Here is a 12,680-nt window from a genome sequence, read left to right as displayed (position 1 = left end):
GACCCCTGACCACGGGGCCAGCATGGACCGCGCCGGAAGGACGACGGTCCCCACCGCACCCCGAGCCCGCGGCTGAGCACACTGGACGGCGTGGACGTCGCCGACCTGCTGTCCGCCGGGATCTTCGACGGCCCGGCGCTGAGCGGAGCCGTCGACCGCGCCGACGCGGAGGACGTCGCCGCGGTCTGCGCCCTGGCCTCGCACCCCGACCCCCGGGTGCGTGCCGCGACGGCCCGCGAGCTGCCACTGATGCTCGGCGGGGAGCCGCCTGCCCCGGCTGCGGTCGATGCGGTGACCGGCCTGACGCGCGACCCGGACCCCGACGTCCGGGACTGGGCGTGCTTCGCCCTCGGCGTGCAGTGGCGGGAGGTGGACACCCCCGAGGTGCGCCAGGCGCTGGCCGAGCGCCTCCACGACGAGCACACCGACACCCGCTGCGAAGCCCTCGTGGGGCTGGCCCACCGCCAGGACGCCCGCGCGCTGCCGGCAGTGCGCGAGGCGCTGTCGCGCGCCGACGGCGGCCTCCGCTGGCTCGAGCTGGAGGCAGCCGGGGCGCTGTCAGACCCGAGCCTGCACGAGCTGGTCCTGCGCCACCTGGACGGGTGGGACGACGTCGACAGGCTGCGGGTGGAGGCTGTCAGGCGCCTGACCGACCCCGCGGGGACCGGTGACGACGTGGTCGAGGGCGTCGCCGAGCTGTACCGGCGTCGAGCGCACGGTCGTGGCGTCGAGGACGTCGAGGACGTGCTGCCGGCGTGGCACCAAATGAGCGCCGTGCTGGACGTCAACCCCCGGCTGGCGCCCAGGCTCCTCGCGGAGGTCGCCGCGGTCCTCGACGGTGACGCGCTGGCGCTCGAGCAGCTGCGCAGCCGGTCTGCCCTGGCCCAGCAGGCTGCGGAGGTCGACGACGGCCGGCAGTGACCCACGCCGGGAGCTGGTCAGCGGGGAGCTGGTCAGCGGACGTCAGCCCAGCAGGGCGCCCAGGAGCGGCGGGAGGGCCAGACCCACCAGGGTCAGCACCGCTCCCGTCAGGCCGATGCCGAACGCCGCGCTCATGGTCAGAGACCAGGAAGACCGACCGGTATCGCTCGACCGGTGCCGGTTCCGTCATGATCAGGCAGGCCGTCCCGTCGGGCCCGGCCACGCGAGAGGACGCCGATGTCCGACCCCCTGATCGACGCGCTCCACGAGAGGGCCGTCTGCGCCTACCAGCGCGCGGACCTCCGCGCCCTTCCCGGTCTGCGCGCCCTGGGGGCTGTGCTGGCTCTCCACGGCATCGCTGAGAACGGTGGTCTGGTCGGCGGAGCCGTCGAGAACCTGTTCTCCACCGACGACCTGCGAGCCGTCGACGACGCCGTCGCAGGCCTCCTGTGGCTCGACCTGCCCGACGTCGCCGCCCTCATCACGCGCGCCCGCGAGGAGTACCTGCGGTTCCGCCCGACGGGTCAAGAGGAGATCAGCCCCGCGGACGCACTGCTGTGGGAGCAGCTCGACGCGGACTTCTTCGAGGTCGCCCCCACCACCCGTCTGGAACAGGCCGTGCGCACCCACCTGGCGGAGATCGCCCCGGAGCTGGTGACGCACTGACCGTCCTGGTCCGCCGGCGTTCGACCTGCCTGCCCGCGGCCGTGGACGCCGACACCGCCCCCAGGTCGTGCTGGACGAGCGCCCCGAGCGGCTCTCCGTGCTGCACGTGGGCACGGACGGGCTCGGGACCTTCGACGCCAGCCAGGTCGTGCGGGCGTGGATGGTGCGCAGGGCCCGCACGTCATCCCGCCCCTCCCCGGGCGAGGTGACGGTCAGCGCGTCCACCTGCGGAGGCGAGCGATCTCCCTCTGGTCGTGGCGGAGGACGAAGCCCGCCACGCGCCCGCTGACCGGGAGGAAGCTGATGGGCGTCCACCGGCGCCGACCACGGGTGTCGTGCCAGACGACCGCCGGCCAGTCGGTGACGGCCACGACGGCGCGGCGCGGGATCGTCCGCGACCACAGGACGCCGCGGACCGTGACCCCGCGCGAGTCGCACCGGACCTGCAGCCGTGGCGAGCGCACGAGCACCACCACCGCCAGCACCGCCAGGGGGACGGCCGCAGCCTGGCTGACCACGGGGACCGGCGGGTCGAGGACCAGCATGCCGGCCACCAGCGCTGCCGCCGGCGCCATGAGAGCGCACGCCGCCTTGGTGACGGGCAGCGGAGAGAGCACAACAGCCCCACCCAAGCGCACTGGAGCCGTCGCCGGCTGCTCGCCTGGGCCCGGCAGCTCACCCGTCTCCTGCCCAGGTGCCTGCCGACTCCCCCGGTGCGGTGGAGATCAGGCCGGGCGCCGGCCCGACTGGCGAGCCGCGACCAGCGACCGGATCCCGAGGACGAGCGCCACCAGGGCGCTGACCCCCGTCACCACCAGGCCGACCCAGACCACGGCGCCGATCGCCCCGAGGGGGTCGCTGCCGACGAGGGACCAGGCGCCGAGGGCGGCGAAGGGAACGGTGGTCAGCAGCCACGCGCGCGCCGGCCCCAGGCGCAGGACACCGACCACGACGGCCCCGAGCAGGGTGAGGACCACCCCGGCGACCTGCCACGTGGCCAGCTCCAGTCGGTCTTCGGCCCAGGACAGCCAGACCCACCACGCGGCAGCACTGAGACCGGCCACCAGCGCCGTCCACAGCCCGGCGGCCGCTCGCGACCGCGGCGGTGCATCGCGCGGGACCTGCGTGGTCATGGTGCCTCCCCGGCACAGGCTAGGTGGCGCAGGACCTCCGTCGGCGCGGGAGGCTGCGTGGACGGCGCGGACAGGGCCAGCCATGCTGCGACCGTGGACGCGGCCGAGGTCGAGGAGCTGTTCGGCACCTACCGCGCGGCTCGGGCGGAGACACCGCGAGAACGACGCATCGTGCTGTGGCTCGCCGTCGTGGGGGTCCTGCTCCTGGGAGGCTGGGTCGCGGTCCGCTACCGCAGCGGCAGCACCGAAGGTGCCGTGCAGGTCGCCGTCTACGCGGCCATGACCGTGGTGGTCAACGTGCTGGTCAGGCTCACGATGTGGCGGTGGGGGCCTCAGACGCTCCTGGACGGTGCAGGGGTGCACGTCAGGACCGGCCTGACCGGCGGCCGACGCTCGGTCGCCTGGGAGGAGGTCACCGATGTGGAGGTCGCGGACCGGTGGACGGGCGACCCCGCCCTGCTCCTGCGTGGCGGCGGACGACTGGGGCTCCCCGGTGTCCCCGCAGCCGCTGCTGGCCGCCTCCTCCAGGCCCGGCCCGGGCCGCGCGGTGGTGGAGCTGCGTCGTCCTCCACACCGCCGCTGCCGAGGAGCGGTGACGACGGCTGGGAAGGCCCTTTCCGGCGCGGGTGGACCACGGGGCGCCCTCGCTGACGTCGTCAATGACGCGTGGATCACGCTCTGCCCGTGCTGACGCGGTGGAACGACGCACCGGGCTGGGTCCTGAGCGTCGTCATGGGCGCCCTCTTCGCGCTCGGGATGGGCCTCTTCTCCACGGCGCAGGGGCAGCCCTGGCCCGCAGCTGCCCCGGGTGCTGCCGTGGCCGGCGTCCTCTTCGGCGCGGTCATGGGCCCCTACGCCGCTCGGTCCCGGCGGAGGGCACGGGCCGCCGGCGACGGCGGGGGCGAAGCGCTCAGGTCCGCTCAGCGGAGCCTGCGGTGGCGCGGTGGCCGACCTGATGACGAGGGCGCGCGGCTCGCCCGGGTCCAGCTGGCCCAGCACCGCCTGGAGGTGCTGGAAGGGCAGCGGGTGTGGGGCACGACCCTGTGCGTCGCGCTGTCCGTGGTCGCGGGGTGGTTCGCCGTGACGCGCAGCCCGTGGTGGTGGCTCAAGGTGGTCTTCTTCGCGGCGGTCGTCGTGGTGGCGTGGCTGCAGCGCCGTCACCTGCGCCGGATCGTCGCCGACGGGGCCTGAGGGCCGGTGCAACGGAGATCCGGTCGAGAGCGTCGTGGAGGTGGGTGCCGTCCGTCCTGAGGACGGCACCCACCACGACGGGACCGAGGAGCGCACCGTGCGACGGACTGCCACAGCCGCCGCGACGGCCGCCTGCGCGCTGGCGCTGGCGGGCTGCTCCGCCGTCAGGGATCTCGACGACCACCTCGGCGGGCACTCCTGCACCGACGTCGGCGTGTTCGAGGTCATGAGCGTCGACCTCACCCGCGTCCTGCCCTTCGAGGGCGGTGACTACGACGTCGTCCTGGCGCTGCCCGACGTCGGCCTCACGACCACCACGACGCTCACGACGAACTCCGACGGTCCCCTGGAGGTCCACGGCGACGTCGACCTCGACGACGAGCCGGTGGCCGTCGCCGTCGAGGCCCGCGGCCCGGACGGTGCGGTCGTGTACCGCGGCTCCGGGACGCACACGCCGGTGCTGGTGCAGCCGAACGGACCGCGCTGCGACCCCGACAACCACTGGCTCACCCTGCAGGCCACCGACGGCGGCGAGCTCGTGCCCCTGGACCCGTACGGGCGGGTCACCGACGATCGGGGTCGGCTCGCGATCAGCCTGTACACCGAGTGCGGCGTGCAGTGGCTCGACGACCCCACCGGTACCTTCGGCCCGTGGGTGCGCGAGGCCGGCGCGCTGGACGACGGCGCGGGCGGGCCTCCCCCGGGATGGGGCGCGCCCTACCAGCGCGGCTGGGCGGCCTTCACCGGCGACCGGGTCGTCTTCGAGGACGAGCTCGGGCACCGCGAGGTGTTCCGGCCGTCCACGGGCGCCGACCGCTACGAGCCCTACCCGATGTGAGCCGCTGGAGCAGATGACCAGCCGTCGCCCCCGTGCTGCGTCCCTGGCACGCTGCCCGCCTCGAGACCTGACCGAGATCGACGGCACCCGCGGTCGAAGGCGTCCAGCGCCGGGTCATGCTCTCGCCTCAGCACGGCGACACCCTGCCGCACGCCGCCGGGACCGGAGCGGCAGCGGCGCGCACCACCCGATCAGCCCTTCTTGTCGCTCCCCCGGCCTTGCCCCTGCCCCGGGTTGTTGCCCGGGCCCTGCTGCTGCGCGCCCTCGCGGACCGCGGCTGCAGCGCCTCCTGCGCCCTGGCCCTGGCCCTGCCCCTGTCCCTGTCCCTGTCCCTGTCCACGGCCCTGGCTCTGCCCCTGCCCCTGCCCCTGGCCCACGTCCTCGGACGGCGGCTGCTGGACAGTTCCTCCGGCAGCGGCAGCGCTGGTCGACGGCGCGGGGGTGGCGCCGCTCCTCGCCGGTGACGTGCTCGCCCCAGTGGACGGCGTCGAAGGACCAGCAGGCGGGCTCTGCCCTCCCCCGGGCACCTGGCGGGCCGATTGCCTAGACGACTGGCCAGAGGACTGGCCGCTGCCCCCGGTCGTCGGAGTGGTGGTGTCGGCGGTGGGCCCGGCGTCCTGGTCCGCGGCCGTCGCTCGGCCGGAGGCCGGGGTGGGGTCGACAGCGCCGTCCGGGGCGGGGGCGGTGCCCGTGCTGGGGTCGCTGCTGGCGACCGCGCCCGGAGGAGTGCTCGTCACGGCCGCTGGCGACACGGTCCCCAGCACCGCGGAGGTGCGGCTGACCACCTGGACCCCCGTGGAAGCAGCGGCGGAGGGCGCAGTGGACTGCCCGGTGGACGGCGCGGTACCGGCCACCGCGGAGCTCGTCTGCTCGCGCTGGTCGTCCGACGACCGGGGCTGCCACCCGCTCAGGGACACCACGGCCAGGAGGAGCGTCGCCGCGAGCGCCACCAGCGCGCGCTTGCCCCGGCGCGGGGCGGGCGGCAGCGCGGGCAGCGCACGCAGTGCGGGCAGTGCGGGCGGTGCCAGGACGGCGCGGCCGGCTGCGGCGGCGAGCAGGTCGTCGCGGAACTGGTGCGCGTCGTCGTAGCGGTCGTCGCGGTGCTTGGACAGCGCCTTGAGGACGACGCGGTCGAGCTCGGGGCTGACGGCCCGGTCGACGGCGCTCGGCGGACGCGGGGGCTCGCTCACGTGCTGGTAGGCGACGGCCACGGGGTAGTCGCCGGTGAACGGCGGACGGCCCGTCAGCGCCTCGTAGAGCAGGCAGGCGCAGGAGTACTGGTCGGTGCGGGCGTCGACCACCTCTCCACGGGCCTGCTCCGGGGAGAGGTACAGCGCGGTGCCCATGACGGAGTCGGTCTGCGTCACCGTCGCGGAGGAGTCCACGACGGAGCGGGCGATGCCGAAGTCCATCACCTTGACGCCGCCGTCGGGCGTGACCATGACGTTGGCGGGCTTGACGTCGCGGTGGACGATGCCGGCGTCGTGGGCGACCTGCAGCGCGGTGAGGACCCCGGCCGCGACCTCCACCGCGCGCCGGGTGCCCAGGCCCGCTCCGCCGGCGTCGTCGAGCAGGTCGCGCACCGTCCGGCCGGGCACGAGCTCCATGACGATGTAGGGGGTGCGGACCGCGGCGCCGTCGGCGTCGGTGCTCACGTCCTCGCCCGAGTCGTGGACGGCGACGACCGCGGGGTGGTTCAGCCCGGCCACCGACCGGGCCTCGCGGCGGAAGCGGGCCTGGAGCACGGGGTCGGCAGCCAGCTCGGGGCGCAGCTGCTTGATGGCGACGCGGCGTCCGAGCCGCTGGTCGAGGCCGGCGCGGACCTCCGCCATGCCGCCGCGGCCGAGCAGCTCGCCGACCTCGTAGCGACCGCCGAGGACGCGCTCCACCTCGTCCACGCCCACCTCCCTGTCGACGCCACCGCTCGGTGATGACCAGGGCGCGCAGCTCGTGGCGCTGGACTCGAGGGCTGTTGAAACCTACCGAGCGGCGGCCGATCGGCCAGTCGATCGCCCTGCACCGAGCGGGGCGCGCGAGGAGCAGAGGGGCGGGGCCGCCACCCGACACCGCGGTGCGAGCGCGTCGCGCGTCCGCGGACTACCGTCGACGGAGGTCGATGAACCGGCCACGCACGGCCACGGGCTCGCTGTCGACGTCGCAGCTGCGGTGGCCGCTGACCGAAGGACGTCCCCATGGATGTCGAAGCCCTCGGCACCCCGCACACCGGCGCCGGTGGTGACCCCGCCGCGCTGGCGTGGGAGCTGGCCCACCTGGCCCGCACCCTGCAGACCTCCACCTCGCCCGAGGCCGTGCTCGACCGGGCGGTGACGATGGCCGTGGCTCTGGTGCCCGGCGCACAGGCCGGCGCCATCTCGCTGGTCCGCAGGCGCCGCACGATCACCTGCGCGGCCGCCACCTCCCCCGCCGCCCGGCACCTGGACGACCTGCAGACCGAGCTCGGACAGGGTCCCTGCCTGGACGCGGCGTTCGTCCACCGCAGCACCCGCGTGGACGACCTCGCCGCCGAGACGCGCTGGCCGCTCCTCGCGGCGCGCGCCGACGAGGTCGGGATGGCGTCGGTGCTGTGCCTGCAGCTCTTCGTCGAGGGCGACGACCTGGGGGCGCTGAACCTCCTCGGCACCGAGCCGGCGGCGTTCACCGACGCCTCCGAGCACGTGGGGCTGCTGCTGGCCGCCCACACCGCCGTCGCGCTCGCGGACGCCCGCCAGCTGGAGCACACGCAGCGCGGCCTGCTCCACCGCGACCTCATCGGCCAGGCCAAGGGCATCCTCATGGAGCGGCACAAGCTGTCCGCCGACCAGGCCTTCGCGGCGCTCTCCCAGCTCAGCCAGGACCTCAACCGCAAGGTCGTCGACATCGCCGCCGACCTCGCGGACACCGGTGAGCTGCCCGCGCGGCGGTCAGCAGCTCGCCGGCACCAGAGCGAGGCGCCACCGCCGGGCCCGCGGTGACCGCGCCGGCCGGCGGGCGCGCGGCGCCGCCCGGACCCGAGCTGCTGGTGTGCTCAGCGGTGCGCGGTGCGGTGGGGTGGGACCGGGTCGCCGTCATCGCCACCGACGGGTTGGACCACCGCCTGCCGCTGACGGGCTCCGACCCGGTGCTGGCGCACTGGGGAGACCTCCAGCAGAGCCTGGCGGAGGGTCCCGGCGCCGACGTCCTCACCACGGGGGCGGCGGTGCTGCTCGACGACCTGCGCGCCGCGTCGTGGCTGTGGCCGGTGCTGCGGGCGGCCACCCCGGAGGCCTTCCCGGTGCACAGCCTCGCGGTCCTCCCGCTCGTCGGACGCAGAGCCGGTGGGGTGGTGGGCGTCCTCGCCGTCGCCCGCGACGCCGTGGTGCCCTTCACCGAGCCCCAGGTGGGTCTGCTGACGGCGCTCGCCGACCTCCTGGCGGCGGTGGTCGTCCACCGCTCGGCCAGCGGTGACCTGTTCCGCGAGGCCGGGGACGTGGGCGCCACCTCCGGTGACGAGGTGTCGGTGGTCCTGGGGATGCTGGCCGAGCGCCTCGGGACGCGCGCGGACGAGGCCCTGGCCCGGCTGCGCGCCTTCGCGTTCTCGGCCGGCTCCACCATCCACGAGGTGGCCCGCACCGTGCTCGAGGGAGAGCTCGACCTCGACCGGGTCGCCGGCCCGCGGTGGGGCTGACGCCGTCACGGCGGAGCACGGGGCTGACGAGCTCCCGCCCGTGGCGGAGCTGCAGCGGGAGCAGCGGTGGGTGCGCCTCACGGTCGTGGCGGCGAGCCGTGGCGGCACTGGCGACGACGACGCCGCGACCGCCCAGCGCATCGAGGACGAGACCGTTCCGCCGACCTGCCGGAGAGGATCGGCGCCCCGCGGGTCAGCGCGGCGCCGCGCCGGCGAGCACGCCGTCGACGGCGAGCGCGACGACGGCGGGGTCGTGGTGGGCCCCGTGCAGGGCGGAGTCGAGGAGCAGCCCGTCGACCAGCACGACCACCAGGCGGCGGACCGCCGGGTCGACGCCACCCGCGGCGTCGTCGCCGCCGAGGAGGAAGCGGTCGCGCGCCCTCCGCAGCTCCTCGCCGTCGGGGTCGAGCGCGAGGGCCGCACGGGCGAGGACGTCGAGGCGCGCCTCCTCCAGGGTCGCCGTCACGAAGGCGGCCGCGACCGCTCCTGGGGTGCGCGGGCCCTGGGCGTCCAGGGCGCGCAGGCGCTGGAGGTCGCGCTGCAGGACGGCGTCGACCACGGCCGTCACCAGCGCACGGCGCGTGCGGAACACGTTCGAGGTGGAGCCGGCGGGCAGGTCGGCGGCCGCGTCGACGGCGCGGTGCGTCAGGGCGCGGGAGCCCCCGTCCGCCAGCACGCGGACGGCGGCGTCGGTGAGCTGCGTCGCGCGGTCCGGCACCCCGTGAGGGTACGAGGGCGCCGTCACCCCTCCCCGGCGGTCGAGACGAGCAGCGCGGCGCCGATCGCCGCGCACAGCGGGCGGTAGAGGCGGCGGTCCAGGGCCTGGAAGCGGGGTGACGGGGCGGCCGAGGTGATCATCCGGGCCGCCCCCTGCCCCCCGAGAGCGGCGCGGGCCACGAAGGCGGCGCTGAGCGCGGCGGCGGCCCCGCGCCCCAGGCGGGTGCCGCCCACCGCGCCGGAGACCACGGCCGCCGAGGTGAGCAGCCCCACCGCGACCACCGCCGTCGGCAGCCGTGCCGGTGCTGCCTGGGCCCCGACGACGGCATCGGCCAGGGCCTGCTGGGAGGGCGCGGGCCAGCTGCTGCCGAGGGCCCAGGCGGCGTGGAGCAGGCCGAGGGCGGCCAGGCTCGAGGCAGCGCCCAGGCGAGCTGCGGGGACGAGCGGGTGGCCGGCTCCTCGGTGGTTGATCACGAGTCGACACTACACCTGTAGTGACAGGAACTCCGACACCCCGTTGTCGCCGGGCGCCCCGAGGGTGGAGGCATGACCGAGGACTCGACCGGCAGCGCCCGCCGTGCGCTCGACCTGTGGCTGACCATGTGGAACTCCGACGGCGAGCTCGCCCGCCAGCTCTGCGCCGCGGACTTCCGCATCCGCTTCGCCGTGACCGAACCCGACGGCTCGACCCCCGCCGACGAGATCCGCACCGCTGACGACTTCGCCGCGTACCTGCGCTGGTGGCGCGGGCAGAACCCCACCACCACCTTCACCCGGGTCGCCGACGCCCTGGACGGTCGGCACGGGCGGCTGCTGTGGGACGTCGCGGCGGACGGCCTGGTCGCCGGGGGCGTGGACGTGTTCGACTTCGACGACGCGGGCCGGGTCTCGCGGGTCTGGTCGGTGGGCGGCCAGCGCAGCGTGCGGAGCTGAGGGGGCGCGGCGTGAAGCGGGCCGAGCGCCACTACGCCCTCGTGGACCTCCTGCGCGCTGCGCAGCGGCCCTGGTCGGCCGCGCGGCTCGCCGCCCACTTCGAGGTCTCCACCCGGACCGTCGAGCGCGACATCGCCTCGCTGCAGCAGGCGGGGGTGCCCCTCTACGCCGACCGCGGCGCCGCCGGCGGGTACTCGGTCCTGCGGCAGCACTCCCTGCCGCCGCTCAACCTGACCGCCGCCGAGTCGATGGCGGTCCTCGCCGGCCTGGCGCTGCTGGACTCCTCGCCCTACCGGGGAGCCGCCCGCCGGGCGCACGCCAAGATCGCCGCGGTGCTGGACGAGGCGCACCGCGCTCCCGTGCAGGAGCTGCTCGGGCGCCTGCGCGTCATCGACGCCGTCCCGACGGCGGAGGGCGCCGTGCCGCCCGCGGCGCTCTCCGCCGTCGTCGCCTCCCGGCGCGTGGTCCGGCTCACCTACCTCGGCGAGGACGGCTCCACCACCGTGCGCGACGTCGAGACGACGGGGCTGCTGCGGGCCGGTGACGCATGGCTCCTGGCGGGGTGGTGCCGCCTGCGGGAGGCCGTCCGCGGCTTCCGCATCGAGCGCATCACGGCGCTGGAGGTTCTGGGGGAGGTCGCCCCGGCGCGCGACCCGGCGCTGTGGGAGGCCGACCTGGCGAGGTGGCCGACGCGACCGCTCACGGGCCCCGGTCCGGGACCCGCCCGGGGCGGGTGACCCTGCGGCCGCCCCGGCCTGTGCGCACCCCGTCGTCACCGGCCGCCGACAGGCTGGCTTACGCTGTAAGAGCCGAGGGTGCCGCAGCGGAGCGGTGCACCACCTCCTCGCTGACCACACAGGGGGTACCGGTGAGCGGGACCGAGGCGGCCGACGAGGTGAGGGTGCGGGTCGAGTCGCACCGAGGGGCCCACGGCGGCATCCAGGTCCTCAGCATCAGCGGCGACCTCGACTGGGCCGGCGTCCAGGAGCTGCGCGGCCAGCTGCCCGCCGACCTGGCCGCGGTGCTCACCCCCGACGACGGACCCGTGGGCACCTGGCACGCCGGCACCTCGAGCAGCAGCGACCGCGCCCCCGACCCGGGGGCGGAGCTCCCCCGCCTCGTGGTCGTCGACCTCGCGGGCGTGGACTTCATCGACTCCAGCGGCGTCGGCACCCTGGTCGCGCTGCACCGCCGCCTGCAGCGCGATGGCCGCTCGATGGCGCTGTGCTGCGTGCAGGAGCAGCCCGGCCACGTGCTGGCCACGACCGCGGTGGACCGGCTCTTCGCCGTCCACCAGCACCTCAGCGACGCCCTCGACGTCCGCGCCCCGGAGCAGCGCCCGCGCTGAGCAGTGGTGTGCTGTGCGCGTGCAGGACGACGGCGCGCAGGACGGCGCGCAGGACGGCACCGGCGGCGGGGCGCTGCCGGAGGTGGAGGTCCTCGTGGCCCACCAGGCGCGGGCGACGCTGCGGGTCGGTGACGTCTTCCTCAAGGTCGACTCCGACCGCGCCGGCATCGACGCCGAGGTCGCGGCGATGGCCGCGGTGACCGTCCCGACCCCCCGCGTCCTGTGGCGCGAGCACCCGGTGCTCGCCCTCGAGCTCGTGCCGGGCACCGCCCTGGGGACGTTCGGCCACCCCTCCCCCGTCGGCCCCGCCGCCTGGTCCGCTGCGGGCTCGGCCCTGCGCGCGATCCACCGGACCCCGCTGCCGGACACGACCGCGCCGGTGGTGACCGGGCCGCTCCGCCGGCGCCTCGACGACTCCTGCGCGTGGCTCCTGGCTCACGGCGTCATCGCCGCCGACGTCGTCGAGCGCAACCGCCGGCGCGCGGAGCTGGCCCTCCGACCGTCCGCGCCCCGCTTCACCCACGGCGACCTGCAGCCCGACCACGTCTTCGTCGACGGCGACCGGGTCACCGGCGTCATCGACTGGTCCGCCGCCGGACCGGGCGACCCCGCCCTCGACGTCGCCGTCCTGACCCTCGGCCACCCGGAGCACCTGCCCCGCGTCGTGGCCGGGTACGGGGCGGTGGACCTCGACGTCGTCCGCGCGTGGTGGTCCTACCGGGCGCTCACGGCCATCCCCTGGCTCGCCGAGCACGGCTTCGGCTCACCCGAGGCGTTCCCCGAGACCGCCGTCCTGCTCCGCGGCTGAGCCACCGGCCGGCTCGCCGCCGTCCTGCAGCGCGCGGGTCATCGCCTGCAGGGCGCGGAGCGCTGCCGCCTGCTCGGCCGGGGACAGGTCGGCCAGCATCCTGACCTCGACCGCCCGCACCGCGGCGCTCGCCCGCGCCAGGTGCTCGCGCCCCAGGTCGGTCAACTGCGCGGGCAGGACCTTGCCCACCGGCGCGTGCGCGGGCCGGTGGACGAGCCCCTCCTGCTCCAGCGCCTGCAGCAGCACGTTCATCGACTGCCGCGTGACGAAGGCCCCGCGGGCGAGGTCGGAGTTCGAGGACCCCGGCCGCTGGGAGAGCAGCTCCAGGCAGGAGTAGCGGGTGACGTTCATCCCCAGGGGACGCAGCGCCTCCTCCATCGCCGACCGCAGCGCCGCCGAGGCCTGCTTGAGCGGGTAGGCCACCGAGGTGTCCAGGTCGATCGCGCCGCCTTGACTCATGT

The 12,680-nt window shown here is 76.0% G+C and carries 17 protein-coding genes; 11 read left to right on the top strand and 6 right to left on the bottom strand.

Features of this window, described 5'->3' with window-relative positions; all coding sequences use genetic code 11:
* The first annotated feature begins 90 nt into the window (after positions 1 to 90).
* The gene (locus F1641_RS13455) at positions 91 to 921 is read left to right on the top strand and encodes a HEAT repeat domain-containing protein (protein WP_194906390.1); all 831 of its coding nucleotides are present in this window, start codon (positions 91 to 93) and stop codon (positions 919 to 921) included.
* 237 nt (positions 922 to 1,158) lie between these two features.
* Positions 1,159 to 1,587: a hypothetical protein gene (locus tag F1641_RS13450; protein WP_194906388.1), complete on the top strand. Its 429-nt coding sequence runs from the start codon at positions 1,159 to 1,161 to the stop codon at positions 1,585 to 1,587.
* 212 nt (positions 1,588 to 1,799) lie between these two features.
* On the opposite strand, the gene F1641_RS13445 is transcribed toward F1641_RS13450, so the two are convergent.
* Together F1641_RS13445 and F1641_RS13440 are read right to left on the bottom strand one after the other, a co-directional pair.
* Positions 1,800 to 2,204, bottom strand: a complete 405-nt coding sequence (locus F1641_RS13445) for a hypothetical protein (protein ID WP_194906386.1) — start codon at positions 2,202 to 2,204, stop codon at positions 1,800 to 1,802.
* Between the two features lie 108 nt (positions 2,205 to 2,312).
* On the bottom strand, positions 2,313 to 2,720 hold the full coding sequence (locus tag F1641_RS13440) for a hypothetical protein (RefSeq protein WP_194906384.1): 408 nt from the start codon (positions 2,718 to 2,720) through the stop codon (positions 2,313 to 2,315).
* Between the two features lie 93 nt (positions 2,721 to 2,813).
* On the opposite strand from F1641_RS13440, the gene F1641_RS13435 reads away from it, so the two are divergent.
* From F1641_RS13435 to F1641_RS13425, 3 genes are all read left to right on the top strand, one after another.
* A complete protein-coding gene (locus F1641_RS13435; RefSeq protein ID WP_194906382.1) occupies positions 2,814 to 3,371 on the top strand; it encodes a hypothetical protein in 558 nt (185 codons plus the stop codon).
* A 33-nt stretch (positions 3,372 to 3,404) separates the two neighbouring features.
* Complete coding sequence (locus tag F1641_RS13430; protein ID WP_194906379.1) at positions 3,405 to 3,911, top strand: hypothetical protein; 507 nt, start codon at positions 3,405 to 3,407, stop codon at positions 3,909 to 3,911.
* 97 nt (positions 3,912 to 4,008) lie between these two features.
* Positions 4,009 to 4,749, top strand: coding sequence for a hypothetical protein (locus F1641_RS13425; RefSeq protein ID WP_194906377.1), 741 nt, complete (start codon positions 4,009 to 4,011; stop codon positions 4,747 to 4,749).
* A 191-nt stretch (positions 4,750 to 4,940) separates the two neighbouring features.
* On the opposite strand, the gene F1641_RS20005 is transcribed toward F1641_RS13425, so the two are convergent.
* A complete protein-coding gene (locus tag F1641_RS20005) occupies positions 4,941 to 6,647 on the bottom strand; it encodes a protein kinase (RefSeq protein WP_206691174.1) in 1,707 nt (568 codons plus the stop codon).
* Between the two features lie 294 nt (positions 6,648 to 6,941).
* Between F1641_RS20005 and F1641_RS13415 the strand changes: the two genes are divergently transcribed.
* Both F1641_RS13415 and F1641_RS13410 read left to right on the top strand, forming a co-directional pair.
* The gene (locus F1641_RS13415) at positions 6,942 to 7,721 is read left to right on the top strand and encodes a GAF and ANTAR domain-containing protein (protein WP_194906375.1); all 780 of its coding nucleotides are present in this window, start codon (positions 6,942 to 6,944) and stop codon (positions 7,719 to 7,721) included.
* The gene (locus F1641_RS13410; protein WP_194906373.1) at positions 7,718 to 8,413 is read left to right on the top strand and encodes a GAF and ANTAR domain-containing protein; all 696 of its coding nucleotides are present in this window, start codon (positions 7,718 to 7,720) and stop codon (positions 8,411 to 8,413) included. The genes F1641_RS13415 and F1641_RS13410 overlap by 4 nt, the downstream gene beginning before the upstream one ends.
* 193 nt (positions 8,414 to 8,606) lie before the next feature.
* Here the strand turns inward: F1641_RS13410 and F1641_RS13405 are convergent, their stop codons facing one another.
* Entirely contained in the window at positions 8,607 to 9,131 is a 525-nt protein-coding gene (locus F1641_RS13405; RefSeq protein ID WP_194906372.1) for a TetR/AcrR family transcriptional regulator, read from the bottom strand.
* Positions 9,132 to 9,154: 23 nt separating this feature from the next.
* Complete coding sequence (locus F1641_RS13400) at positions 9,155 to 9,604, bottom strand: DUF3995 domain-containing protein (protein ID WP_194906371.1); 450 nt, start codon at positions 9,602 to 9,604, stop codon at positions 9,155 to 9,157.
* A gap of 72 nt (positions 9,605 to 9,676) precedes the next feature.
* On the opposite strand from F1641_RS13400, the gene F1641_RS13395 reads away from it, so the two are divergent.
* The 4 genes from F1641_RS13395 to F1641_RS13380 all read left to right on the top strand — a co-directional run bounded on the left by F1641_RS13395 (position 9,677) and on the right by F1641_RS13380 (position 12,219).
* Positions 9,677 to 10,063 (top strand): nuclear transport factor 2 family protein, encoded by a 387-nt coding sequence (locus F1641_RS13395; protein ID WP_194906370.1) that lies wholly within the window; start codon positions 9,677 to 9,679, stop codon positions 10,061 to 10,063.
* 11 nt (positions 10,064 to 10,074) lie between these two features.
* A complete protein-coding gene (locus F1641_RS13390; protein ID WP_194906369.1) occupies positions 10,075 to 10,800 on the top strand; it encodes an HTH domain-containing protein in 726 nt (241 codons plus the stop codon).
* A 131-nt stretch (positions 10,801 to 10,931) separates the two neighbouring features.
* Complete coding sequence (locus F1641_RS13385) at positions 10,932 to 11,411, top strand: STAS domain-containing protein (RefSeq protein WP_194906368.1); 480 nt, start codon at positions 10,932 to 10,934, stop codon at positions 11,409 to 11,411.
* Positions 11,412 to 11,484: 73 nt separating this feature from the next.
* Positions 11,485 to 12,219, top strand: coding sequence for an aminoglycoside phosphotransferase family protein (locus tag F1641_RS13380; RefSeq protein WP_194906913.1), 735 nt, complete (start codon positions 11,485 to 11,487; stop codon positions 12,217 to 12,219).
* Here F1641_RS13380 and F1641_RS13375 read toward each other — a convergent pair.
* Positions 12,175 to 12,678, bottom strand: coding sequence for a MarR family winged helix-turn-helix transcriptional regulator (locus tag F1641_RS13375; protein ID WP_194906367.1), 504 nt, complete (start codon positions 12,676 to 12,678; stop codon positions 12,175 to 12,177). The genes F1641_RS13380 and F1641_RS13375 overlap by 45 nt on opposite strands.
* Positions 12,679 to 12,680 lie beyond the last annotated feature (2 nt).

It is taken from the genome of Quadrisphaera sp. INWT6 (assembly GCF_015390235.1).
In the GTDB taxonomy this organism is placed as follows: domain Bacteria; phylum Actinomycetota; class Actinomycetes; order Actinomycetales; family Quadrisphaeraceae; genus Quadrisphaera.
The sequence above is the reverse complement of the archived record's forward strand: the minus strand, read 5'-3'. Positions and strand labels throughout refer to the sequence as shown.